A 25322-nucleotide genomic window follows, 5' to 3' on the forward strand; every position below is an offset into this window, starting at 1 on the left:
TTTTAATGGGAAATATAACAGACACCCACTCAAAATGAATGCCAACTCCAGAACCACGTTCAATCTGGAATATCACAAGCATATCGCTTAGTTCATAAGTCTGAATTTGAAATATGAGCTGCATACTCAAAAAGCATACAAAAATGGTATTGCTCAACACTCAGAACGCATGGCTAATCCACCACCTCAATGCTGTGTAGTCTAGGGCTGCCTGCAAAACATGCCAATTGTTTGGGGTTTTTGCGCTCTTTGGCATGTTCACAGCGTGTTTTAACACTGGTATCGTTTGAGGTTTCAGGTGTGTCAGCCATTTTTCCTCTGATTGGGTTCAAATAGCCGCACAAGATTATATCAAACTATTCTCCCCAAAAGCCTTATTGTTTAAAAATTGAAGAGAGCTAGTCGACAAACCATTCCTCTATTCAATCAACTCTCCCCGACTCGCTTCCCTTGTTCGCGCTTTTGATGATCAACTTAGCTTACAGTCAATTCTTCACTTAACATATCAATAAACCTGCGTACTTTGGGCGAAAGGTGTTTACGGCTAGGATAAATCACATACACATTAACCGTCGGATGAGTATAGTCAGCGAACAGTACCTCAATATCGTCGTTCGTTAATGCATCCCCCATAAAAAACTCTGGCAAACGGCAAATACCGAGCCCTGCTTTTACCATTGCTAATTCCATATGACCGTTGTTGCATTTGATTCGCTGCTTCACATCAACCGAAAATGGTTTTTCCCCCTGTTTTTCAAACTCCCATCTTCCCGGCATCTTCAAATTTGAATAGCAAATCGCATTGTGATTTACCAGTTCTCTGGGGTGGTAGGGCTTGCCATACTTTGAGATATAACTTTTCGACGCCACAATATAAGTGGGACATGAATATATGCGTTTACATATCAAGCTAGATTCATCTAATGTGGGCGCGGCTCTTACTGCTAAATCGAAACCATCGCCAATGACGTCAATGCGCTTGTCGCTCACATCCCACTCCAAGCTCACATTCGGATATTGTTGCATGTATTTAGCAATAACGGGTTTTAAATGGTCATGGCTAAAACCAATTGGACAACTTATTTTTAATGCACCACGGGGTATTTCATCATTTTGAGTAACTAAACTCAGTGCCGATTGCGCATCTATTACCAGCTGCTCACATTGTTGAAAATATGCCTCACCTTCCGGTGTAAGTGCAACTGAACGTGTGGTTCGGTTTAACAATCGCAAACCTAAACGCGATTCAAGCTTAATCACCTCTTTACTTACATGAGAGCTGGAATGGCCCAGTGTTTGTGCAGCGGCGCCAAAGCCACCACTTTTTACCACCTGGACAAAAATAAGAATGCCGTCAAACAATTGATTGTTATTCATATGGAAAGAGTATGTCCATTTTTAAAGTATTAACATCTATTATGACTTAATATAGACTTATTTCCATCGAGTCAAGGGTGCAACTTTAAATCTTACTTTTAAAGCGAATTGCAAAGCGCTCATACTCATTACACATAAAATTATTTGGAGAGCACCATGAAAGTATTAGCATTTGCAGCAAGTAGTAGCCGTCAATCAATCAACAAGCAATTAGCTGCGTATACCGGATCATTGGTTAAAGGGGCTGAAGTAGAAATTTTAGATTTGAATGACTTTGAAATGCCAATTTACAGTTCAGACAGAGAAAATGAGTCAGGTATTCCTGAACAAGCACAACAGTTTTTCACAAAGATAGGTGAAGCGGATGCCGTGATCATTTCATTTGCAGAACATAATGGCTCTTATACTGCAGCGTACAAAAACATTTTCGACTGGACTTCACGTATTGATATGAAAGTGTATCAAAATAAAGCCGCTATATTACTGGCAACGTCACCTGGTCCTGGTGGTGCAAAAAGTGTACTGGCAGCAGCAACCGGATCCGCGCCTTACTTTGCGCTTGATGTTAAAGCGTCAATATCAGTACCGAGTTTTTATGACAACTTTGACATGACTGAAAACAAAATAACAAACCAAGAGTTAGTGGATCAACTATCCACGGCCGCTGCAACACTCGCTTAGCTCTACTACCATAGTTCATATTCATCATCGTAATTGGCCATACACATGTCTGGGCAATTACGATGTTTACGCTGTTACAGGTACATTACCTAACATATACCTTCTCTGCCACATATAACGCATCAATATCATCGGACTTATTATATAGTCGCAAAAGTTCCTATTTTGCAAACTAAACCGCATCTCTTTTTACTGCTCATTTCTCACTCACACATTATCGTAATTTATACGCATTCCCCGATGACCTCTGCTTATCCCGCAAGTACCCATTACAAACACAAAATTAACATTTCATCCTTTCCCATCACAAAACAATAAATTATCTCAGAAATATCAACAAATCTGCGCAAAACAAAGTCATTTAAGGAACAAATAACACCCATTTGGATTAGTTATTTAGTATTAACCAATCCTTTTTAATTGGCACTTCTTTACAATTATACTGTGATAATTATTCTCATTACTCGAAGTATCATGTACATTTGCGCCGCTGTTAATTATGTGTGGAGTAAATATGTTAATCAAAACCCGATTGTTGTTGTCTTTTATGTTAATTGGTTTAGTACCAGCCGGGGTGATCGCATTGTTCTCTCTCTTTACTGCCAGTACCACGTTAGAGCAGCAAGCTTACAACCAGCTCACTTCTATTAAGCAGATAAAACATACTCAGTTAACAGACTACTTTGATGCCCGAAAAGCGGATTTAGAAATCTTAGTCTCTGAGTGGCAAACTGCACATGCGCAAACTAAGGCACAATCATTAGCACGAGCCGCGCAAGAGCATCACGCATTTTTTCAAACATTTATAGAGCAAAAAGGCTATTACGATTTATTCATTATTAGCCCAAATGGGTTCGTTGACTACACCGTTGCAAAAGAAGCTGATTATCAAACAAGTTTAATTTCAGGGCCATACCGTAATTCAGGGTTAGCTGTGCTGTATAATAATGTGTTATCCAAACGCAATTTTATTCTGCAAGACTTCTCTCGATATGCCCCAAGTAACAATGACCCAGCCGCATTCATTGGCTTACCTGTTATTATTGATGGCAAAATAACAGCCATTATTGCACTACAGCTTTCAATTGATGCCATTAACCGCATTATGCAAACGCGTGATGGTATGGGAGAAACGGGTGAGTCTTATCTTGTGGGTGATGACTTACTGATGCGTTCAGATTCCTATTTAGACCCGACAGGTCATTCAGTTATCGCAAGCTTTGCCGGAAAAGTAGAAAATAACGGTGTTAACACCCTTGCTGTTAATAAGGGATTACGCGGCGTGTCTGATACTGAAATCATTATTGATTACAACGGAAACCCGGTTTTATCCGCCTACTTACCTTTTACCTTTGCTAATTTAAATTGGGTTTTGCTTGCTGAAATTGATGAAGCTGAAGCATTTGCACCCGTTTATAAAATGTATTGGATCATTGGCTTCATTGCGCTATTCACGGTGTGTGGGGTCGTCATCATTACACTGGTTATTTCAAAATCAATCATACGTCCATTAGGTGGCGAGCCAAGCACAATGCAAGCCATTAGTGAGCGTATTTCAGAGGGTGATTTGCGTCAAACCTTTACTGACACAACAGCACAGCAAGGTGTGTATGGGGCGATGGCACGTATGAACAAATCATTAAATCAAATGATTGGTACTATTGTCGAATCTACTTCACAGTTAGCGAGTACAGCCGCCCAAACCAGCGCTGCCAGCAGTCAGTCAAATGCAAGTTTACAAGAGCAACATGCCAATATTGAACAGGTGGCGTTCGCCATGGATCAAACCAACCAATCAATCGAGGAAGTGGCTACTAACGCCCGTATTGTGGCAGATTTAAGTCATAGCGCGGAAAAAACCTCTTCTTCAGCAAACGAAAACCTGCAAGCAACTGTCGCACAAATGACCCAGCTTAGCACCGCCATCGATAACGCAGAGCAAGTCATTAAACGGGTAGAAGGCAATGCACAAAATATTAGTCGCGTATTAGAAGTGATTCAAACAGTGACCGAACAAACGAACTTACTTGCACTTAACGCTGCAATAGAAGCCGCCCGCGCTGGCGAACATGGCCGAGGTTTCGCGGTTGTCGCTGACGAAGTCAGACAACTGGCACGTAAAACACAAGAATCGACTGCCGACATCGAAGGTATGATCAATAGTTTACAATCAGGTACCCACCAAGCGGTTGAAGAAATGCACCTATCTATTGAAGCAACCAAGCTAACAATTTCTGCAGCCAATGACAGCGCTTCCCTTTTAGAAGACAGCGTGCAGCAAATCAATCAAATAGCGCAAAGCGCTGAAATGATAGCTACAGCCGCACACCAACAAACCATGACCACGGATGAAATTAAACACAACGTTGAGTCTATTAAACAGGCTGCGGTTGATAATGCAGCCGGCGCAGACCAAGTTTCTTCTGCCAGTTATGAGCTGGATAGGCTCAGTAACGATCTTAAAGAAGTCACTGAAAGTTTCAAATTAGCTCACTAACATCAAAAACGCGTTAACGCGATGGCGCAGCCATAACGTTAACGCGGCAATCAAAACATTGATTAATATCATTGCTAGACAATAATGTTTAATTCACTTTTTGCAGCTTTTTCGTGATGATAGCCGTGCAGCCCAGCAGCACCGCAGACACAATTAAACAGGCACTCAAACCATAGAATTGGTAAATCAGACCAGAAAATACCGTGCCGAACAACCGGCCCATCGCATTGGCCATATAATAAAACCCAACATCCAGTGACACACCATCGCTGTCTGCCAGTTTTACAATCAAGTAGCTGTGTAAGGAAGAGTTAATAGCAAACACCGCCCCAAAAGCCAGTAACCCCCCCACAATCACCCACAAAGGTGTAATATCTAAATTGAGCCCTACGACAATGCATAATGGGATCACCGTCAGTGGCACCACCCATGTCACTGCAGCCTGTATACTGTCATGAATGGTGTTTGGCTTGCCGGTCAATTTTGGCGCGTTCGCTTGTACGATGCCATATAAAATCACCCAAGTTGCCATAAAGCCCCCTACCCAAGTATGCTCCCAACCAAATTGGCTAGACAAATACACCGGTAAAGCAACAACAAACCACACGTCCCGAGAGGCAAACAAACACAACCTTGCCGCTGAAAGCAGGTTTATAGAACGGCTTTTAGAAAAAATTTCAGAAAACTTCGGTTTGTGCTTTTTCTTGCCTAAGTCTTGCTTTAGCAAGCATATACTCATAAACCAAGTGACGCCTAACATACCCGCCATAGACCATAGCGCACCAGCAAACCCCAATAAGCTCAACAACATGGCACCCAAAAAGAAGCCAACCCCTTTGAGCGCATTCTTAGAACCGGTTAATAATGCAACCCATTTATACAAAATACTATCGGCGTCTTTAGGCACCAGCAGTTTAATGGCACTTTTTGCACTCATTTTATTAAGATCTTTGGCAATCCCAGATAAGGCTTGTGCGCACATGACATAGGCCACAGACAGCCACTGCGGTTCAATCGCAAGCATAACGATGGCAACCACTTGTAGCCCCAGTCCCACATTCATGGTTTTGTTCAAACCAAGTCGAGCGCCAAGCCAACCACCAAGTAGGTTCGTCACCACCCCAAATACTTCATAAAACAAAAATAGCATTGCAATGCTTATCGGGCTATATCCCAGCTGATGAAAGTAAAGCACCACCAGCATTCGTAATGCACCGTCAGTTAAAGTAAATGCCCAATAATTTCCTGTAATTATTAGATATTGCTTTATATCTTGTGGTAGTGAAGAAAGTGCCATGCTAATACTTATCCATTCTCTGCAATAACATAACGCACTAAGTCAGCCGTGCGGTTTGCATAACCCCACTCATTGTCATACCACAAATACATTTTAACTTGAGTGTCATTGATCACCATGGTTGATAGAGCATCAACAATACTGCTGCGTGGATCAGTTTTATAATCTACAGAGACCAAAGGCCGAGTTTCATATCCTAATATACCCTGCATCGCGCCATTAGCTGCATCTTCCATCCAAGCATTAATTTCTTCTTTTGTCGTCGCCCGACTGACCTCAAAGACACAGTCTGTGATTGACGCATTTGCCAGTGGAACACGTATCGCATGGCCATTTAATTTGCCCTTTAACTCCGGAAATATATGCGTAATGGCTGTTGCAGAACCTGTTGTGGTTGGAATAAGGCTTGCTCCACATGCACGTGCGCGTCGTAGGTCTTTATGCGGCGCATCTAGAATCGTTTGGGTGTTGGTAATATCATGAATCGTCGTCATTGATCCGTGTACAATGCCAATTTTATCTTGTAATACTTTGACAACGGGTGCTAAACAATTCGTTGTACATGATGCAGCCGTGACGATTGGGAATTGTGACTTGTCATATTGGTCATGATTCACGCCCATGACAATATTCAATACCCCCTCTTCTTTTACCGGGGCAGTTACCATAACATGTTTAACTCCTTGGGTGAGATAACCTGTGAGTTTTTCTTTTGTTTTTATTTTACCTGATGCTTCTAAAACAAGGTCACAACCCGACCAATCGGTATCTTCTAGCAAAGTATTATGCGTGACATGAATACGATGTTTACCAATCATCATATCATTTTGCGCTGCTAACGCTTCATGTTCCCAGCGACCGTGTACTGAATCAAAGTTCATCAAATGGGCCAATGTTGCCGCGTCCCCAGCTGGGTCATTGATCTGTACAATTTCAATATTGTCACTATTATACAATGCGCGCATGGTCAAACGTCCCATACGCCCAAATCCATTAATACCTACTTTCACTGACATTTTATTCCCCTTTTAACTCAATATTACAGCACGATGCAACGCGCTCAGGCCTTGAGCCCATTTCATTTAGTTTCGTTAACGATGTTGAAAAATAGCTTTTATTCTCGCCATGTGTTTGTACTAATGTATCTAGCGCCCAGTTCGGCAGCGCATCATTGATTCTGTAATAAACCCACTGCTTATGTTTTCTATCTAGCAGTAATTTAGCTTTACGTAACTGAGCAAGGTGCCTCGACACTTTAGGTTGGCTTTCACCTAATGCCACCATTAATTCACACACACATAGTTCTTTTTCATGCTGAATTAATAACAAGGCTTTTAATCTGGTTTCATCACTTAGGCATTTAAAAAATGTCACTGGATCCATTATTCACTCATCATCAAACCTTAATATACGAAATATCATATATTCGAATTTTCATATATACAAGTTTCTTTTATTGTCCTGAAACATTTTGTAATAGATTAAATTTTGAACTTTTTGCAAGAAAGTTCTAGTTTTAAGGTACCCAAGGGATCTTGGGCAATAAAATGAAGGAATTATCATGAAATTAACTCTACATAAAAAACAAATAAAAACACTCATTCATAACAAGGCGGCATTAGGTGAGGATGCAACACCAAAAGTTGCTGGCGGTCGTCCAAAAAGTTGGTGGGGAGGCTGTGGCCCATCGATGGATCGGGCCTGCTACGAAGAATCATTGTCTCCACGCTTTTGTGAAGGCTAGTTTTTAGCTCGACAAAGCACTTTATTAAAGTGCTTTTTCCGTATTAATCACAAACCTTCCCCCTAATAATTCGACCCTTTACCGTTAAATTCGATGTTAAATCAGCCGCTATATAGGCATAATAATCAACGATAATATAAACAAGGATTTAACATGAGTGAGCAAACCCAAAGCTTTGAAGTTAATTTTGATGGTTTAGTCGGACCAACACATAACTATGCCGGACTGTCTTATGGAAATGTCGCATCACTAAACAATGCGGAAGCAATTTCTAACCCAAAACAAGCGGCATTACAGGGCTTAGTAAAAATGAAAGCCATGCACGATATGGGCTTAAAACAGGGGATTTTTGCGCCTCATGCTCGACCCGACATAAATGCATTACGACGCTTGGGATTTAACGGCACCGACGCACAAGTTATTAACAAAGCCGCAAAAGAATCACCTGTACTTTTACGAACTTGTTACTCAGCTTCTGCGATGTGGACAGCAAATGCCGCAACCGTATCACCTTCACAAGATACTGCCGATAAAAAGGTACACTTTACCAGTGCTAATTTAAATAATAAGTTCCATCGCTCTTTAGAGCCTGTCACGACTAGCAACTTACTCAAAGCGATGTTCAACGATGAAAATACGTTTGTTCATCACACACATTTACCTGATCAACCTTTTTTTGGTGATGAAGGTGCGGCAAATCACACGCGCTTATGTGATGACCATGGTAGCAAAGGGTTAGAAGTATTTGTGTATGGTGCCAGCAGCTTAAATACCCAAATTACTGGGCCGACCAAATACCCTGCTAGGCAAACGCTTGAAGCCAGTGAAGCAGTCGCGCGATTACATCAAATCCCCCAAGAACAGCGTATTTTTATACAACAAAATCCAGATGTTATCGATCAAGGCGTTTTTCATAATGATGTTATTGCAGTGGGTAATGCCAATGTTCTATTTTGCCACGAACAAGCATTTTTAAATCAAGCAGACGCGCTCACTCGCATCAGACAAGCGTATATTGGTGATAAATTACATATTGTTGAAGTGCCTACACATGCTGTTGGTGTACAAGATGCAGTGACAAGTTACCTGTTTAATAGTCAACTTGTCAGCCTTGCTGATGGCAGTATGATGCTTGTCGCCCCTGAAGAATGTATTAAGAACAGCAAAGTCGCCAACTATATTGAGTTCACGCTAAGTGCAAATAACCCTATAAACACCGTGAAGTTTTTCGATTTACGTCAAAGTATGCAAAATGGCGGTGGCCCAGCTTGCTTACGATTACGGGTTGCGCTAACTCAAAACGAACTTGGCAAAGTGAATCAAGACACGTTAATGAGTGATGAGAAATTTGTATTGCTTAATGCGTGGGTAGAGAAACACTATCGAGATCAACTCACCGATAGCGATTTGGCTGATCCTCAGCTGCTCACTGAAACTTACACAGCACTAGATGAACTCACTCAAATATTGAGTTTAGGTAGTGTTTATGAGTTCCAACGCTAAAAATACCACAATTAAGCCATAGTACCACTATGGCTTAGGCTTGCTTCCTTCCAACTTCTTGAATGGAAATTTCACCCCAGTTCGGCTTCTAACGTTAAAATTTGTATTAGTGAAAAAGCCATGATACTTTAAATTGCATACAATATACATCAATTAAAAGGCCTCACTATGCTGCGTAAACTATCTCTACTCAGTACACTCCTCCTAACAGCATGCACACACACAGATGCAATTAAAACACCAGATACTGTCACTGCCTCAGTCACTCAAGTCGCTTCTCAAACGATGCGCGCAGATGTGACTGTCGCAGGTAGAACCAGTAAGTTGAACCATATTGATATCGCCTTTATGGGAAAAAATATTCCACGTACTTACAGCGACAATAAAATCAGCAATAGCCGAGGTTACGACTGGTGGGTGAGTAAGCATTTCGCGTTAAAAAGTGACTTACCCGAAGATAAAGTACGCTTATACCTTGAGTTGCTTGAGATGTCGTACCCGCATTATGTTGAACTTTTTGGTATGGAACCAGCGAATATCGCCAACCAACGCATTGCGGTGGTATACGGTAGCTCACGCGCTAGATTACGCGAAGCTATGTTAGACGATGGGTTCTTACGCGGCGTCCATAAAACCGCGGGGGGTGAAACCATGTTTTATAACCGCGCAGGTTATAATTTTCCAAGCCACCGCCAACACCATCAACGTTACATCGTTATTCATGAAACAATGCATGCATTTCATATGGCACTTAATGGTCATTCCACTTGGGCACCAAATTGGATCACCGAAGGACTCGCTGACTCAATTGCCAGTCATGTCTATGACCCACAATCAAAAGAATTAACCGTCATGGTTTTTGACCGCGCACCAATGAATTATATCAAAACCGGTTTGAAACAGTATAAAGCAGCAAACTCACCCACCATTGAACAAATTAATGATGATCCAGCTCTAAAGCGTGGACTTAACTTCTTCATTGTACACTTTTTAATGAATGATCCTGTTCGTCAACTCTATTTCAAGCGGTTTCTTGCTAACTTAATGGCTGAAAACCCCCACTCAGACCAAACGTTACCAACGGCTAATAAATTACTCAAAGCCACCTTTCCTAATTGGCAAGCTGTAGAACATCAATTTCAAGCTTTTGTCGAAAATATCAGCCCTACCTTTAAAATTGTCAGTGGCCCGTGGGAGCAAAACGGCGGTGCTTACTGGTTACGCAGTGACGAGAGCACTCAGTTACACCAATTAAAAATTAACCCAAATGCACAGGCGCAGCACCCTGTGTTAGATTTTCCAAAGCCACTTACCAGCCCTCTCGTTGACATATCACAGAAAAATACCATTGCAGCGCACATTGATTTTGAGCCATCTCAGCTCAATCGAGGAGAAATAGGTCTTGGACTCGTCAGTAAGAATGCACAAGTGGATACGCCTTCAGTGCCTTTGCTCATTTCACAAGGTACTTTTGTTAAACTTGATTTGACGTCTATAAATAAAGGCTCTCAAGTTTTAGCATTACAGCCTAGTATTGTCGAAGCAATTCAGAAAGAACAAGCGCTAGGACTGTCTATTGTTCCTGCTCACAACAAAATACAAGTCACTGTTGCGACACAACAGCATCGACAAACTGTGAATTTTGATAGTTCAATTGAGCTTGACCCATACCGCTTTGATTTGCTTGGCCAAGGTATGAATCATCAAATCACTCCTTACATATCGCAACACACACATACCGTTGCACAGTTAGGTCAAAACAACCCAGATCCGTGGTTATACGACCAGCCAGCGCTGGTTTTGAGGGCATTTAATACCTGTCAACAATTTGCCAACATACTTATCAATTGCCACTCTCAGTTAACACCGCTGCTCAGTAAGTTACCCGATACAGCTCAACATACTTTGGTGACATCTGCAGTGCGAAAATTATTGGCTGATTGGAAAAGACAATTGCCAAACGAAGCTTTAATGACACTCAGTGGCATTAAAGTCAGTACCTATTATGAACAAGGTCAACCTTACTTAGCTATTAACAACCCAACACAGAGCAACATCACGGTCAGCGTGCAGCAGCAACAATTAGCAACCGCCCCTTCAGGTATAAGCCATATGATACTTGACATACCTACCAAGTTTAATAACGCCAAACACCTGCCGTATGAGTTACGTTGGGAGGATTCTCTATTAAAAGGTCAGCTAGATCTACAAGCAAGCGCATTTGACGGCGTATACTTAGATGTGGTTGAAAAAGATGAGCAACTTTCGTTGCAACTGTCCGGCCCATACTCAGGTAAAACAACGGGGAAAATTACCGTACAGTTTTCTGCGTTCGACCAACCTAAAAGAAGTCAAGAACTCTGGCAACAAGATGTGTCACTTGCTCCCTATGAACACAAAACATGGCAGCCAAGTATGATAGACATCGGTCATTTAACACATGGTAGAATTGAAATCTCTGCGATATTAGATGTTGATGGTGAACCAATTAAATTAACTCAGTACATTACACTGTAATAATACTTCACTGTCGGCGCATAACAGCGTTAAATCAACTTCTCTTGTGCGTCGACAGTTACGCAAGCATATACCCTTGTTATTTGTACATTCAAACTAAGCTCCGCTAATCTAAATCATAAGACAGTTAGTTAATAGCAGGAAAGAATAGATATATCAAAGCCTACCAGGCGTTATCAGAACGCAACAGCACTAGAGCTACATGCATTCGTATCAAGATACCATTGACGTTGCGGCGTTTAAACATCACACTTTTAGATCTTTGGCCTTCAAGCTGATTTATAAATAATAACTTTCTATTGTGGTCAATACAGCAAGCGCAGGCATGAAAACTGCGTTAAAAATTATTTATCCATCTCTGAAACTAGGGGCTATTGATCTTTCAGGTTCATTTTTGCAGCAGTTTGATTGGCTTTTATACAAGGCAGAGGCTGCGTAGCATGGTTATTCCATGTGAGTCAGCCGATAACATAGTAGAAAAGCCAATCAAGCGCTGCCTACCGGTTCTTTTGAGCATCCCTTTCTCTTTGTTGCTTAATATTCGCTTAGATCACTAGGCCACATATTAAGCGCCGCGATAAAAGCACGCTCAAAGAGAACAAAAATAGAACAGCAAAGATCAACAGCCCCTAACATATTGATAAGCCTACTTGATAATTTAGCCTGCTTTATCGCATTCTGCTTTATCGCATTCTGCTTTATCGCATTCTGCTTGTGATATTGCCACTTCCATCGCTTTAATGAGATCTCTGACTTTACTTTCAATCTCGTCCATGTCTGCTGTTTTTAGCTTAATGTCTATATCTGAAGAAAGGGTATGAATTTCTTCACAATCAAACATGCCCGCGGTCCCTTTAATGGCATGTATCGACTTTGATAAGCCATCGATATCTTGATATTTGAGTTGATTTTGTAATTGCACTTTTTGCTCATACAAACCCGCTATATACTGTTGTTTTAATGCTTCAAACTCTTCATCAGGTAAATCAAGTTCATCGTCCACAGCAATATTCAAATAATGACTCACTTTTTGATTAAATTGAGCCCTATCAATTGGCTTTGACAAATGATCTGTAAAACCAAGTTTCATATACCGCTCAATTTCATGACGCATGGTATTCGCTGTCAAAGCTATCACTGGCGTACTGCATCCTGTTGCTTGAATAAAGTTAAGTGCTTGCTCTCCATCCATTACGGGCATTTGAATATCCATTAAAATCAAATCAAACTCCCCATCTAAAACTGCTTGTACCGCTAATTGACCATTTTCAACAGTGGTAACATTTAAACCCATTCGCTCTAAAATACGCTTAATAAGCCGACTATTATCACCGTGATCTTCAGCAAGTAACACATCTCCATTTAATTCATCTTGCGTGTGAAGTGGTTGCTCAGTATCAATTCGACTTTGGTTAACTTGTTCAAAGCTATCAACCCAGTGCGTTTTTTCAGTCGTAAATAAACCCAATCGCAATGTAAATGCAGTACCAGACCCTACTTCACTTTCTACATCGATGTCACCATCCAGTTTGCGTGCTAAGCTCTTTGAAATATTGAGCCCTAACCCTGTGCCACCGTATTTACGTGATGTTGATGAATCAGCTTGGTAAAATGCACTAAATAGCTCTTTTTGCTCATCTTTTGCCATACCAATACCAGTGTCTTTAACGCAAATAAGTAACCGCTCGTTTTCACACCTTACGTCTATTGAAATTTTTCCAACCGTGGTGAACTTTAACGCATTCGATGTCAGATTAAGTAATATTTGTCTCAACCTAGTCGGGTCAATAACTACAAAATCGGGAAGAGGAAAGTGGTAGTTAAGCTCAAACTCTAACCCTTTATCGCGTATTTGCTTACCTAATAAAGACTCAACATGTGCTATAGAGTGGAATAAGTTCGCTTCTATCAATTCAATTTCTAAACGATTCGCTTCTATCTTCGACATATCGAGAATGTCATTAATTAAGCCCAATACATGTCGCGAGTTTTGTAAAATAACACTAATAGCATGGTTTCGCTCATGAGGCTTTATATCGCCTAACATGATCCCATCAGCATAACCAATAATGGATGTCATGGGTGTACGGATCTCATGACTCATATTTGCCAAAAATCGACTTTTTGCTTCACTGGCGTCACGTAATTCAGATGCCAGTTGTTCTAACTCATAAGTACGCTTTAAGACTTTTGACTCTAAATTTTTATTTAACTCAATGTTCTCTTCACTGGTTAACCTAAACTTATCTGCCACTGCAAATGCCAGCAACATAGCATCTAATGCTATTCCTGTAAGACCTAACAAATATAAATTCAACGTTGATGGCGGCAAAACACCCAAGTTAGTCAAATTACCAATCATGTTTGGCACCATCATAGCAATATATGCAAGCACAAAGTACCGTGCTGGAATGAAGCCATCTAACACACATCGAATACCAGCGTACATGCCTAAACATAAAGCAGTACCTGTCATCACCGTTGCCCATAAGAAGCCAAAACCCGGAAATAAAATACAAAATGGCAATCCAATGGCAGAAATAACGCCAACCCAAATGGACAGTGTCGATAAGTTAGGGTGAGTTTCTTTGAGTTTTAGTAAATTATTATAAAACAATACATTTGCAATAGGTGCTAACGCAAAACCAAGCCAGTGTAAGTGGGCAGAATAAAAACCAAATAACTGATCAGATATGTGAAAGAAGTGACTCCAAGCAAATACCCAGACACCTGTAAAAATTGCATAATACAAGTGCGTGGCGTCCTTAGAGCCAATATAAATAAGTAAATTATAGAGCCCTAATACAATGCCAACACCAAAGCACAAGATCATGATTAAGTTTTCTTGCACAACCAATTGTTTAAACTCAGTGACAGGTTTAATTACCAACTTGGTCGGGGTATAAAAGAAATCACTTTCAAACATGGTAACTAGGTAGTAAGTTTCACTAGGCTTTAAACGGATAGTATTTCCATAATGGAAAGCAAACTCATTTGGGTTTTTCCCGCCAGTATAATAACGTTGTACTTCACCATTTTTATTATAAATACGAGTTTCAATACTCGACACCACCGTATTATAAGGATAAAGCACTAACTCTTCTTGTTCTGTGTTGTTCGTCAGCTTTACGAGTAACCAGTAACGCCCTGAAAACAAAGTTGTTGATGGTAAGACCTCAAGATCACTTGACCAATTTGCAATCGAGTCGAACGAATCAGGAAAACGTGTATTATCTTTTGAAGACAATAACATAGCATGATCATGTAAGTTTACATCTTGTTTTTGTTTGTCATAAGAAAAGGACTCACCAAAACTTGGCAAGGACAATATAAAACTCAGTACCACAAACAACTTGATCAATACGTGCATACTATGCCTTGATTCACTCAACAAGATAAACAAGCGGCCTCAGACGTTTCTTTAAATATGATGGTTTCATTAAAAATCAACTTAGGTCGTTAAAATCGATAAGTAAAATCCACCCCAATTCGGCGACCTTCTCCCTTAAAATCCTCTAACATGCCTAAAAATTGGCTCAAGTCGAACTTCAAATGGCTGTATTCCTGATCAAAGAGGTTTTTCGCCCATAAATTAGCTTGCCAATCTTCATATCGATATAAGGTGTTAAAATGCCAAAGAGCGTAACCTGATTGCATAGCATACTCGCTCTGATTTTGGTCAAAATAATACTCTGATTGATAATCAACACCTAATGAGCTAGTCAATACACTATGACCAATCGTATATTCATAGCTTAGTTGTGCATTGATATTTATTTCCGACGTAAACGGAAGGCGTTTATCTGACAATGTAACACCAAGGGGATCTGTATAGTTTTCAAACTCTGCGTGTGGGATGTACCCTACGCCAACCTTGATCACCATGGTATTACTAATATCATACTCCAGGTCTAGTTCTGCGCCATAAATAGTAGACGCAGCGACATTTTCAAGTAACTGAATAGGCGGTGCGCCTGGTGCAGTAGCTGGCTGATTCATAAAAACTTGTTGATCTTGATAATCATAATAAAAAATGGCGCCATTGAGTTTAAGGTTAACATCAGGCAACGTGACTTTAGCACCTAGCTCATGCGCATTTAATGACTCTGGGCCATAGTCAGCTTCTTTTGCCTGCTCAGGGCTTGATAAATACCCGCCGTTGTATCCCCCACTTTTGTTTCCATTAGCAAAACTGTAATAGAGCATTTTGTTGGCAGCTAATTGATAATTAATGGCAACTTTACCCGAAAATCCATCATCATCATTTTTACCAACAACATGATAAAATGGTAACAACACACCTTCCGTCATTGTTTGATCAACTACCACGTTAATGTTTGACACCGAGTCGTACTCGACTGATTCATCACTGTAACGTAACCCCGCGGTGATCCTAGTTGAGGGTAACCATTGCCACTCGTATTGCGCAAACAATGCAGTGACTTTAGACTTAATATCATTGTCATAATAAAACTTTGCAGAATTAGCACCAAAGGGAGTGCCGCGTAAATCTCTTCCTAAATCATTATTGTTATCCTGATATAGGCGCTCTTCTAACAAAAATAAGCCTGTGGTTAAGTAGTCTTCACCAAGTTGTACTTGATACCTCAACTCATTGTTTAGCAACTCAGCCTTTAACCCCATATTGCCTTCACACAGCTTCGCCGGCGAACCATCGCAATTGAATGCATGTTCTCTATCTAGTCGACTAAATGCGTTAACCCATACTAATTGAGCGGTATCTGTAACTTGCCAGTCAACTTCCGCAGTCCACCCTTTACCAATGCTATTGTGAGGAGAATCATTATTAACGCTTACTGCCCAAAAGTCATCACTGCCATCGTTAAAGCCAAAACTATCAACACACTTTCCTTGACTCGCTAAACTTGCCGAGCACTTTACCTGATTCACTGGATCACTATAAATACCAATACTACCCACTGGCTGCACTATGCCATTCCAATGACTATAATGTGCCTTCAAGTAAACGCTGACTGAGTCCCACTCCCCTAAATAACTTAAACGTGCATTATTTTGCTCTAAGCCAGCCTCTGGTGATGGTTCGAATAAGTTATAACTCGTATACTCGTACTTTGTATGGCTAAATGCCAAGCGTATTGCTGATTCTTCATCCACTGCATGGTTATATATACCTTGCAGCTTTTGCCAATCATCAGTTCCTACGCCGCCAGTTATATATCCATAACTACCAGCATCTGGTCTAGCCGAGCGAGTTAATATTGCGCCACCGGTGCTATTGCGTCCAAATAGCGTTCCTTGTGGCCCTTTAAGCACTTCAATTTGCTCAATATCAAAGAGATCGACTAACTGGTTGTTTGCAGAACCGACCGATGCGCCATCAATATACATCGCGACTGGGGACGTGTTGGCCGTATTATAATCAATTAAACCAACACCTCGTATATTAACAGCCGGAGGCGTTCCTTCTGCTGCATTTTGACTAATCTTCATGTTCGCGACAAAGTGACCTAATTCAGTCGCATCTTTGACGCCTCGTATTGTGATTTCTTGACCTGTAACATGAGAGACTGCAATACTAACTTCATCAATTGTTTGTGCCCTTTTTTGTGCATAAATTTCGATGGTTTCTATTCGGTCATCACTGCCAAGACTTTCTGGGCTATAAATCCCAACGATGACTGAAGAAAAGATAAAATTGAAGGCGAGAGATTTAGTCATTTCCATACTCTTATATTGCAAATCATTAGGTTGCTGGTCATGAGTATAGTTCAAATGTGATACCATCCCAAAAATATCAACAGGTACAGAGCATAATAATTTACTGATATATAGTTAGCAGTGCGTTAAACGTACAAACCTGTACTTTCATGTTAACTTTCGTCAAAAAACATAAAAATACAGGCTAACTTAATCACAAACTTTCTATGTGTAGCGACACTAAACTGTGCAATCACATTACTAATTTAGGTACCATCTGGCTCAAAACCAAACTCACCAGAGATCGTCTCTGGATAACCTGATATCGCTCTTGCTGTCAACATCCCAGCCATGACAGCAGCCTCAACACAGCCTGCATTTACCCCTGTTTTTATCCAATCTCCAGTAATAAACAAATTCTTAAACAGGGTATCATCCGTCGCAAGTCGATACTCACTACTTCCACTTACAGACAATACATACCGCTCAGAAGGGTCGACATTAACACGCCAGTATTGGCTATCAAACCTCGCTTCATCTAACTGCTGGCCTTGTGAGTACAATACAGACCAATCAAATTCATCATTAATATATGCATTAGGCCATAAAGGCTGCATTTCTTCTTTCAGTTTATTTAATGCATTTTGCTTCACTCGTGTTTTTTGTATCGCATCAAACTCATGATCCGTTGATGGTGGGTAAGTATCACAGCTAAATGCACTACAAAAATACGCAATATTTACCGGGCCAGATTCAGGCCAATCTTCTTTCGTCAATAAGTTCGACATTGCAGCCCATGTATCAAACGGTTGTGAAAAGGCACTCAAAATAGGTCGTTCTTCACTTGGTGGAGTATAATTAAAGCCCAATTGCTCATCCGTTTTATTCATCCAAACTTGAAAGGCCTGCGTTGCAACCGTTTTAACGTGCTGAGCTTGAGCAGCTAATTTTCTATCCCGTTGCAGTAACTCTGGACATAAATGCACTAGCGACCCTACAGATATACCAAACACCACTTGATCAAAGTCAATACCACGTTTCAGGGTTTTTGTCGGAATTGGGTGGCCAAATTCAGCTTCATATATTTTCGGCCAATTGGTCCAGAATGATTCCAAGTTAATATTATGCTCGCGTATTAATGCTGCCTGTTCTGGTACTACTTGATGTAATTGTGGCTGCGAAGGCCAGCAAGGTAGTCCCTTTACATCGACCAATGGTTCATAATGCCCATTGACCAGCGCGACTTGCTGACTTACTTGTATTTCATCAATGTACTGGCTGCCATTTGGGTCAGTTTCTGGTACCAATGCTTCGACCTGATTGAAAAATTCAAACTTCACCCCTCGCTGTTTTAACAGTTCATATATAGGGGAGAAAATGACATCTCCCATGCCCGCTTGCATTTTCCACATTACCCCACCGTGATAGCATAATATGATACGCAACATCGCCAAAGATGCTACGCCAGCTTCTACATTCCCATTATCAAAATCACCATCAACATAGCCAAATACCAAATCATAAAACCCTCTAACAAGTGCCGACTCAACACTGTACTTTTCATTCGCACCATTTTGTTTAAGCCACTGTTTAAAATCTAAATGATTTATTGAGCCAAAGCCCTTTGAAAATACCTTATCTTTAATCAGTCCAGTTACCATAGCAATACCTAGGTCTGCACAAATGTAAGCACGTCTAATATTTTCATTGTCATCCAACATTTCAACTGCTTCACTATTGAGCCAACGCTTCAGCTTCCGTACCAAGTACCACACAACTAACCTGTCTTTTGGTTCACCTAACTCTTTATCATTTGCACGTAATGTCAATAATCGCTGTAGCTGTTGGCCTAAAATTGCAGGGGTTGACCAAATCTCTTTTAATTCATCATGAGCACTTTCAAAAAACTCTTCAACTTCCTCTTCAACATCATCATACGCATCACGTATTTGTGATGCTAAATGCTGTAAGAGTCCTCTATCTCGACGCTTGGTTGTTTGCAGTTTTGTGTGCTTATTTGCCTGCTTTACTTCAAATTCGATAGTGTCAATAAACTTACGTAGCCAAGCGACTAACATTTCAACTAATTGCCAAAAGTGTAGGTCTAAGGTACCGTCAGCCGGATTGCCATCTATGACGGGGAAGTCCACAGGCCAAGTTTGCCATTCATTCTCTATGTACTCTTGTAACACGACAAAACTATGCGGCTTAAATGCGTCTTGCCAAGAGCTTAATGGAACTTCAGGGGGCCGATTTAGCTTATTGTAAACCGTTTCAATGGTCTTAAATGAGTTTACATAAGCACCAAACCAAACATGTAATCCATGTTCTTCAATGCGTTCTGCTATATCAGCGTTTCTACCACTTGCGCCTTTTCCCCCTAAACGCCATCCTAATTGATATACCGTAATATCATAATTATCTTGCCAATTGTCTTTTTCAGTTAGATAAACAGCTGCAGTCATGGCAGCCACCCCTCCACCCAAAATCGCAACTTTTTGCTGAGTCATAATCAGGTTTCCTTGTAAGCAGTAATTGAAATGTTTATTGGCGAGACGTTACAATTTCATAAGCACCATCTTGATCAAAATCCATACACACATAATAAGGCAACATCGCCTGTTGCGCTCCAAGTGCAATACCAAACATTTCGTCAAACGGAAATGCATCTAAACGATTAATCGTTACTTGATACTCATCCTTTAAAAAACCGACTTTATGAATTTTTTTTACGGCTGATGGTGAGTGAACAACGGCCTTGTAAACAGCTTCATTCGCGAACCCATCTGGAAACTGTTTAAATAAAACCTGATCCATTTGTGGGTTTTTAAAACCAGATAAAAACTGTTTTATCAAATCAGCGCTGATACTTACGTCTTCACAACTAGAATGTAATAATTGGGATATTTCATGGCCAATTTCAACCAATTCCTCAAACCATGTGTCATCATCAGCAACCCGTTTAACAGTGAGCAGTTCATGCCAACCCATTTGTGTTTCTGGGGTAAATGGATGGAATGTATCAAGGCTAATTGAGAAATAGTTGGCTTGCTGATGGCTGCTTGGCATTTCATAACGGCATTGATACTTATTGTACCCCCAAGTTTCTCTGCCATTAACCAATGCATTAATATTATTGACTGCAATAAAGGCTGGGTACCAGTAAATATGCGTTACTTTTTGATTGTTTTTTGTGACTTGTGCAACAGGTAACCACACAATAATATCCGTTTCTTGCATCCAACCGTAATTACTAAACGGAGCAACCTTAGAAGCGATATTTTCAATATCAGTAAACGTAAGCAAACAGTATGAAGAAAGGGCTTTAAAATAAAACTCACTGGAAGGGACACTATTTAATGTTGTATTAATGAACTCATTAATTTTTCCGTATGACCCTTCAATAAAAAAGCCGTACATCATCGCGTTTAGCATTCTACAAGGGGGTTTCGCTATCGGGTTCCCAGGAAAGTGTTGATAACGCCCATACAGTGATTCAGTCATTGCCTGATGTCCTTTTTCTCTCGTTATAATGTGACTTCCACTTGATGATTTGCAAGTGAGTCTTGAACGACAACTACTTCTTGATCGCACAAATTAGTATAGTGAAGATATGCGTATTTGTTGAAGTTTTGTGAAAGTGCATTCATAAAACCATGACTGTATCTTGTTCGTATACACTGGACACCTGAAACTGTTTTGAGTTGTGAGATCACTGGTGAAATATCAAAATGTGTTTCTTTATGTGGAAAATACAAATCGACATGGCATCGAGGTCGTAAATTTGTGTAATTCCGAATTTGCCCGGGGTAAAACCCAATCATTTTCTGAACCCGTTTCAATGGGGTCGCCGCTAACGCACGCCATGCAGCAACCGCACCGGCACTAAATCCAATAATAAAATCTGGTTGTTCATGGATCAGTACTTCCTTCACTTTCGACGCATAACCATCGTGGCCCATTGTCGCTATAAATGAATCATATGCCTGCTTTTCTGTCTGACCAACTGAGGTTTGAAAATTCGTATAGGGGGAACAAATGATAACTTTAGAATCAAGCTCTTCAGCGAACGCATTAAGATTTGGGGTGTGACCAAAAATGTCACTTACAATAAGCGTAACCATATTATGTACTCTATTTTTTGTGAGTTTATATTTAGAATCTGTTACGCCAACCTCCGATTTTATCGAAAAATATAACTGCAAAGCAACTGACACACTAAACTTATAAACGGTTAATCATTATCAATCCATTAAAACCAAACATATAAGTGTGCTTTCAGCGTAATATAATTAGGTTGGTATAATTAATCTTAGCAGTGGTTTTTTGTTTGTAAATTTCTTTCCAAGTTTTTATTACAGCAAGTTTACAAAATTACTCGTATTCAAAAATTTGTTTTTGCTACACTTATTTTATGTCAAACAGTTTAGTGATGAAGCATTGCGAACAATTGCTATTATAATACTTTGCTGGGTATGCACTACAAATGCCAACACAATCAACTGGATAAAACTTGATTTTGCCCCATATTATATACTTAACGGTGAACTACAAGGCGCCGGGCGAGATGAGCAAATTATTAGCTTATTACAAACTGCGATGCCAAATTACCAATTTGTATCGGACGTTTTACCAGCCAGCAGAGCAATTCACGAGCTTTCAAATCCAAGTAAAACGCGTTGTATAGTGTCATTATATAAAACGAAAAAAAGACAACAATTCATCCAATTTACAGACCATTACTCAACCATTGGCCTCTCACCATCAATGTCACTCAGAAAAGATACTATTAAAGCCCTCAACTTAAAACCAGGTCAAAAAGTGTCACTTATTGATTTATTAAAAGAACATAAGCTCACAGTAGGCGTTGCCTTAAATCGATCTTTTGGCAAGAAAATTGATACTATTTTATCTGAGTTGCCGAGCGAACAATTGCTTTTGCGCCCTGGTAAAGACCCGTTAAAAAGCTTAACTTATATGCTTCTAAAACAAAGGCTAGATATCATTATTGGATATCCAAGTGAACACTACCATTTACAAACAACACTTAAAGATAAAGATCAGTTAGCACAGCTTATCATTGCAGAAACCAATGCGATTACACATGGCTATGTTGGTTGTACAAAAAACAGCGCCGGCACACAGTTAGTATCACACCTCAACATTGCGTTGAAACACCTCTATGCAAACCAGAAATTCAATGATGTAATGTTAAAATGGCTGCCCAATGAGCTCAAAGTACAACTGAACAGCCATTTACACTAACTCAATTACTTTCGGATCCCTTCAATATATAAACCAAGATCGACATGTGTTGACGCAGGCCCTAGATCATACTCTATCCCATAATCTGCCAGTTTAATTTTTGTGTTCCCTTCAAAACCAGTGCGATATCCCCCCCACGGATCACTCCCCTCTCCTAATTTTTGAATATCGAAGTGAATGGTCTTTGTTACCCCATGTAAAGTGAAATTACCTGTTACCGTGCCTTTCGTTGCATCATTAAACGTAATATCTGTACTTTCAAACTTCGCTTTGGGATATTTACTTACATTTAAGAAATCTTTCCCTCTTAAGTGTTTATCGCGTTCTGCATGATTTGAGTCAATTGAACCAGTATCGATAACAAGTTTTATCGCGGAGTCATTTGGTTTTTTAGCATCATAATTAAATTCGCCTTCAAATTGGTTAAAACGACCGTGTAACCAGCTGTAACCTAAATGCTTAATTTTGAAATTAATGAAAGCATGAGCACCCTTAGTATCAATCACATAATTTGCTGCACTCGCCATATTGGATGCTAAACAGCTCGCTATAGCACCAACTATAATTAATTTCTTCATATTATTTCTCCGTTTGTGGAATACACATTCTTTTTAATGTTAAATCTTTTAAGATAAAATGATGATATAGCGCAGCCAATGCATGAATAGACACAACACTTATCAATGTCCACGCCACATATAAATGAACTAACCCTGTTATATCACTTTGTTGATCAAATATTTCGCCCATACTCGGCAGCATAAATAAATTAAATACGTCAATGCTCCGCCCATCAGCGGTTGAAATTAAGTAGCCAGAAGCAAACAATACGAACAGAAATAGATACATCGCCACTTGTGCTAAAGATGCTAACCTACTTTGCAGCTTTGCAAATTTTCTATGACTTTCAATTTCGCCAACTTGCGCATTACAATATTTCCATATTAAACGCAGTATAATTAATACAGCCACCAGCACACCTATCGACTTATGCAACGTTAATGCATCCCTATACCAAGGATCGTAATAACTTAAATCGACCATATATAACCCTAATGCAAACATACCAAGAATAACGAAAGCACTTAGCCAATGAAACACAATGGCTATCCAGCCATAGCTATTCCTTGAATTACGGATCATGAAAACCCTCTAATTAAACTCTAACTGTTGACGTAAGCTTACCGATAATTTTTAGTTATTGATATGCACATAAAAGAAAACCTACTGTGCATAAACGCACAATTAAAAAACGCGGTACCGAAGTAACCGCGCAAAGTTTTGGGGGGAAGTATTAACTAGAAACTAATTTTTGTAGAAGTAACTGTCTTTCGTAATCGTTATACTGCTATCTTCAAGCGCATCAATCGTAAATTTAATCGCAGTCGACTTTTTCGTTAACTCGTAACCATCGGCAATAGCAGTAACTGGCACTAAATCCATTTGCCCTCCTTCAATTGTTATCCGTGTGGGAACTTTTAACTCAGCACTATCCAATCCACTCATACTAATATGGTAACTCATCGTCTGCTGGGTTTTATTTATAATGCTCAGTGTGTATGGGTTTTCAACTAAACCTTCATAATTCATCCTATACAATGCATTTCTATCTCTGATCACTGATGCTTCAATTGGCGTGCGATTAAAGACCCAAATAACCATCGTAACAAGAAGCAAAGCGGTTAAAGAGGCATAACCTAATAGTTTGAGCCTGAATGGATTGGTGGTTTTACCTTCAGCTTGGTTTTCACTTTGATAACTGATCAAATTCTTCGCATAACCAAACTTATTCATCGTGTCATTACACGCATCAATACATAAACCACAATTAATACACTCGTACTGCAAACCGTTTCTAATATCTATACCGGCCGGACATACGTCAACACACAAATTACAATCTACGCAGTCACCTAGCCCTACTTTAGCTGGCTCGTCCTTACGTTTACGAGGTCCTCTGTGTTCTCCTCTGACACTATCGTATGTCACCACTAACGTATCTTTGTCGAACATGACTGATTGGAAGCGTGAATAAGGACATGCCACTGTGCACATTTTTTCCCTCAAAAAACCAGCATTTCCATATGTACAAAATGCAAATAAGAAAACCCAAAAGCTTGTTATTCCCGACCATTGCAGGGTAAACATTTCTGAATAAAGCACTTTTACTGGAATGAAATAAGCCATAAAAGAGGTTGCTGTGAACAATGAGATCGCTAACCATAAACTGTGTTTTATTGCTTTTTTGCGTACTTTCCCAATAGACCAAGCAGATTTATCCAGCTTTATACGTTGATTTCGAGTGCCTTCCATTTTGTGCTCAACCCATGTAAACAAAAGCATCCATACCGTTTGAGGGCATATGTAACCACACCAGACTCGACCTAACCAATTAGTGACAAAGAATAGCGCAAAAGCCCCTGACATAAATATCCACGCTAAAATCATAAAGTCTTGAGGTAAAAATGTTGCCCCAAATATTCTAAACTGCTGCGTTGCCACATCCAGTAATATGGCTTGCTTTCCATCATATGGAATAAAGGGTATTGCAATAAAAGCAATCATTAACACCCAACTCAAATAACGACGGATCTTTTGAAAAAAACCTTTTTGCTCTCGAATATAGATTGGCCCATCGGTTTTATAGGGCTTAATAATCATATCTTCTTCTTTTATATCAAACTTCATAGTACTTGCTTTACTTTGACAATAGACAGCTTGATATTTGCAAGTTTCAGACCAAACTGAAACATCAGTAAGTT

The 25322-nt window shown here is 40.0% G+C and carries 19 protein-coding genes; 6 read left to right on the plus strand and 13 right to left on the minus strand.

The window, feature by feature from the left end:
• Positions 1–173: 173 nt before the first annotated feature.
• A complete protein-coding gene (locus J8L97_RS16595; RefSeq protein ID WP_409455171.1) occupies positions 174–311 on the minus strand; it encodes a hypothetical protein in 138 nt (45 codons plus the stop codon).
• 163 nt (positions 312–474) lie between these two features.
• The gene (locus tag J8L97_RS16600) at positions 475–1377 is read right to left on the minus strand and encodes a LysR family transcriptional regulator (protein WP_211051428.1); all 903 of its coding nucleotides are present in this window, start codon (positions 1375–1377) and stop codon (positions 475–477) included.
• Between the two features lie 156 nt (positions 1378–1533).
• On the opposite strand from J8L97_RS16600, the gene J8L97_RS16605 reads away from it, so the two are divergent.
• Together J8L97_RS16605 and J8L97_RS16610 are read left to right on the plus strand one after the other, a co-directional pair.
• A complete protein-coding gene (locus J8L97_RS16605) occupies positions 1534–2058 on the plus strand; it encodes an NADPH-dependent FMN reductase (protein ID WP_211051431.1) in 525 nt (174 codons plus the stop codon).
• A gap of 514 nt (positions 2059–2572) precedes the next feature.
• Complete coding sequence (locus tag J8L97_RS16610; protein ID WP_211051434.1) at positions 2573–4555, plus strand: methyl-accepting chemotaxis protein; 1983 nt, start codon at positions 2573–2575, stop codon at positions 4553–4555.
• 88 nt (positions 4556–4643) lie between these two features.
• Here J8L97_RS16610 and arsJ read toward each other — a convergent pair whose 3' ends face one another.
• The 3 genes from arsJ to J8L97_RS16625 are packed head-to-tail and all read right to left on the minus strand — an operon-like array spanning position 4644 to position 7235.
• Positions 4644–5852: an organoarsenical effux MFS transporter ArsJ gene (arsJ, locus tag J8L97_RS16615; protein WP_211051444.1), complete on the minus strand. Its 1209-nt coding sequence runs from the start codon at positions 5850–5852 to the stop codon at positions 4644–4646.
• Between the two features lie 8 nt (positions 5853–5860).
• On the minus strand, positions 5861–6868 hold the full coding sequence (locus J8L97_RS16620) for an ArsJ-associated glyceraldehyde-3-phosphate dehydrogenase (RefSeq protein WP_211051459.1): 1008 nt from the start codon (positions 6866–6868) through the stop codon (positions 5861–5863).
• A gap of 1 nt (position 6869) precedes the next feature.
• Positions 6870–7235: a metalloregulator ArsR/SmtB family transcription factor gene (locus J8L97_RS16625; RefSeq protein ID WP_192507837.1), complete on the minus strand. Its 366-nt coding sequence runs from the start codon at positions 7233–7235 to the stop codon at positions 6870–6872.
• A gap of 178 nt (positions 7236–7413) precedes the next feature.
• Between J8L97_RS16625 and J8L97_RS16630 the strand changes: the two genes are divergently transcribed.
• The 3 genes from J8L97_RS16630 (at position 7414) to J8L97_RS16640 (ending at position 11616) form a co-directional block, all read left to right on the plus strand.
• Complete coding sequence (locus tag J8L97_RS16630) at positions 7414–7596, plus strand: hypothetical protein (RefSeq protein ID WP_192507838.1); 183 nt, start codon at positions 7414–7416, stop codon at positions 7594–7596.
• Between the two features lie 153 nt (positions 7597–7749).
• Complete coding sequence (astB, locus tag J8L97_RS16635; RefSeq protein ID WP_211051462.1) at positions 7750–9099, plus strand: N-succinylarginine dihydrolase; 1350 nt, start codon at positions 7750–7752, stop codon at positions 9097–9099.
• Between the two features lie 168 nt (positions 9100–9267).
• Positions 9268–11616 carry a hypothetical protein gene (locus tag J8L97_RS16640; protein ID WP_211051465.1) on the plus strand — a complete coding sequence of 783 codons (2349 nt, stop codon included), beginning with the start codon at positions 9268–9270 and terminating at the stop codon, positions 11614–11616.
• 658 nt (positions 11617–12274) lie between these two features.
• Here J8L97_RS16640 and J8L97_RS16645 read toward each other — a convergent pair.
• From J8L97_RS16645 to J8L97_RS16665, 5 genes are all read right to left on the minus strand, one after another.
• Positions 12275–14986, minus strand: a complete 2712-nt coding sequence (locus J8L97_RS16645) for an ATP-binding protein (protein WP_211051468.1) — start codon at positions 14984–14986, stop codon at positions 12275–12277.
• A gap of 89 nt (positions 14987–15075) precedes the next feature.
• Positions 15076–17316 carry a TonB-dependent receptor gene (locus J8L97_RS16650; RefSeq protein WP_247688707.1) on the minus strand — a complete coding sequence of 747 codons (2241 nt, stop codon included), beginning with the start codon at positions 17314–17316 and terminating at the stop codon, positions 15076–15078.
• A gap of 245 nt (positions 17317–17561) precedes the next feature.
• A complete protein-coding gene (locus J8L97_RS16655; protein ID WP_211051475.1) occupies positions 17562–19805 on the minus strand; it encodes an NAD(P)-binding protein in 2244 nt (747 codons plus the stop codon).
• 34 nt (positions 19806–19839) lie between these two features.
• On the minus strand, positions 19840–20799 hold the full coding sequence (locus J8L97_RS16660; RefSeq protein ID WP_192507844.1) for an acetoacetate decarboxylase: 960 nt from the start codon (positions 20797–20799) through the stop codon (positions 19840–19842).
• Between the two features lie 23 nt (positions 20800–20822).
• Entirely contained in the window at positions 20823–21419 is a 597-nt protein-coding gene (locus J8L97_RS16665; protein WP_211051478.1) for a hypothetical protein, read from the minus strand.
• A 274-nt stretch (positions 21420–21693) separates the two neighbouring features.
• Here J8L97_RS16665 and J8L97_RS16670 point away from each other — a divergent pair, with 274 nt between their 5' ends.
• Positions 21694–22560 carry a TIGR02285 family protein gene (locus J8L97_RS16670; RefSeq protein ID WP_247688708.1) on the plus strand — a complete coding sequence of 289 codons (867 nt, stop codon included), beginning with the start codon at positions 21694–21696 and terminating at the stop codon, positions 22558–22560.
• 5 nt (positions 22561–22565) lie between these two features.
• Here J8L97_RS16670 and J8L97_RS16675 read toward each other — a convergent pair whose 3' ends face one another.
• From J8L97_RS16675 to ccoG, 3 genes are all read right to left on the minus strand, one after another.
• Positions 22566–23138: a YceI family protein gene (locus J8L97_RS16675; RefSeq protein ID WP_192507846.1), complete on the minus strand. Its 573-nt coding sequence runs from the start codon at positions 23136–23138 to the stop codon at positions 22566–22568.
• Between the two features lies 1 nt (position 23139).
• Positions 23140–23703 carry a cytochrome b gene (locus J8L97_RS16680; RefSeq protein ID WP_211051481.1) on the minus strand — a complete coding sequence of 188 codons (564 nt, stop codon included), beginning with the start codon at positions 23701–23703 and terminating at the stop codon, positions 23140–23142.
• 162 nt (positions 23704–23865) lie between these two features.
• Complete coding sequence (gene ccoG / locus J8L97_RS16685) at positions 23866–25248, minus strand: cytochrome c oxidase accessory protein CcoG (protein WP_211051496.1); 1383 nt, start codon at positions 25246–25248, stop codon at positions 23866–23868.
• Positions 25249–25322 lie beyond the last annotated feature (74 nt).

The sequence above is a fragment of the Pseudoalteromonas sp. MMG012 genome (assembly GCF_018100875.1).
In the GTDB taxonomy this organism is placed as follows: Bacteria; Pseudomonadota; Gammaproteobacteria; order Enterobacterales; family Alteromonadaceae; genus Pseudoalteromonas; species Pseudoalteromonas aurantia.

Coding starts and splice junctions, on each gene's coding strand:
- J8L97_RS16595 (WP_409455171.1), bottom strand. CDS start 311: ATGGCTGACACACCTGAAACCTCAAACGATACCAGTGTTAAAACACGC.
- J8L97_RS16600 (WP_211051428.1), bottom strand. CDS start 1,377: ATGAATAACAATCAATTGTTTGACGGCATTCTTATTTTTGTCCAGGTG.
- J8L97_RS16605 (WP_211051431.1), top strand. CDS start 1,534: ATGAAAGTATTAGCATTTGCAGCAAGTAGTAGCCGTCAATCAATCAAC.
- J8L97_RS16610 (WP_211051434.1), top strand. CDS start 2,573: ATGTTAATCAAAACCCGATTGTTGTTGTCTTTTATGTTAATTGGTTTA.
- arsJ (WP_211051444.1), bottom strand. CDS start 5,852: ATGGCACTTTCTTCACTACCACAAGATATAAAGCAATATCTAATAATT.
- J8L97_RS16620 (WP_211051459.1), bottom strand. CDS start 6,868: ATGTCAGTGAAAGTAGGTATTAATGGATTTGGGCGTATGGGACGTTTG.
- J8L97_RS16625 (WP_192507837.1), bottom strand. CDS start 7,235: ATGGATCCAGTGACATTTTTTAAATGCCTAAGTGATGAAACCAGATTA.
- J8L97_RS16630 (WP_192507838.1), top strand. CDS start 7,414: ATGAAATTAACTCTACATAAAAAACAAATAAAAACACTCATTCATAAC.
- astB (WP_211051462.1), top strand. CDS start 7,750: ATGAGTGAGCAAACCCAAAGCTTTGAAGTTAATTTTGATGGTTTAGTC.
- J8L97_RS16640 (WP_211051465.1), top strand. CDS start 9,268: ATGCTGCGTAAACTATCTCTACTCAGTACACTCCTCCTAACAGCATGC.
- J8L97_RS16645 (WP_211051468.1), bottom strand. CDS start 14,986: ATGCACGTATTGATCAAGTTGTTTGTGGTACTGAGTTTTATATTGTCC.
- J8L97_RS16650 (WP_247688707.1), bottom strand. CDS start 17,316: ATGACTAAATCTCTCGCCTTCAATTTTATCTTTTCTTCAGTCATCGTT.
- J8L97_RS16655 (WP_211051475.1), bottom strand. CDS start 19,805: ATGACTCAGCAAAAAGTTGCGATTTTGGGTGGAGGGGTGGCTGCCATG.
- J8L97_RS16660 (WP_192507844.1), bottom strand. CDS start 20,799: ATGACTGAATCACTGTATGGGCGTTATCAACACTTTCCTGGGAACCCG.
- J8L97_RS16665 (WP_211051478.1), bottom strand. CDS start 21,419: ATGGTTACGCTTATTGTAAGTGACATTTTTGGTCACACCCCAAATCTT.
- J8L97_RS16675 (WP_192507846.1), bottom strand. CDS start 23,138: ATGAAGAAATTAATTATAGTTGGTGCTATAGCGAGCTGTTTAGCATCC.
- J8L97_RS16680 (WP_211051481.1), bottom strand. CDS start 23,703: ATGATCCGTAATTCAAGGAATAGCTATGGCTGGATAGCCATTGTGTTT.
- ccoG (WP_211051496.1), bottom strand. CDS start 25,248: ATGAAGTTTGATATAAAAGAAGAAGATATGATTATTAAGCCCTATAAA.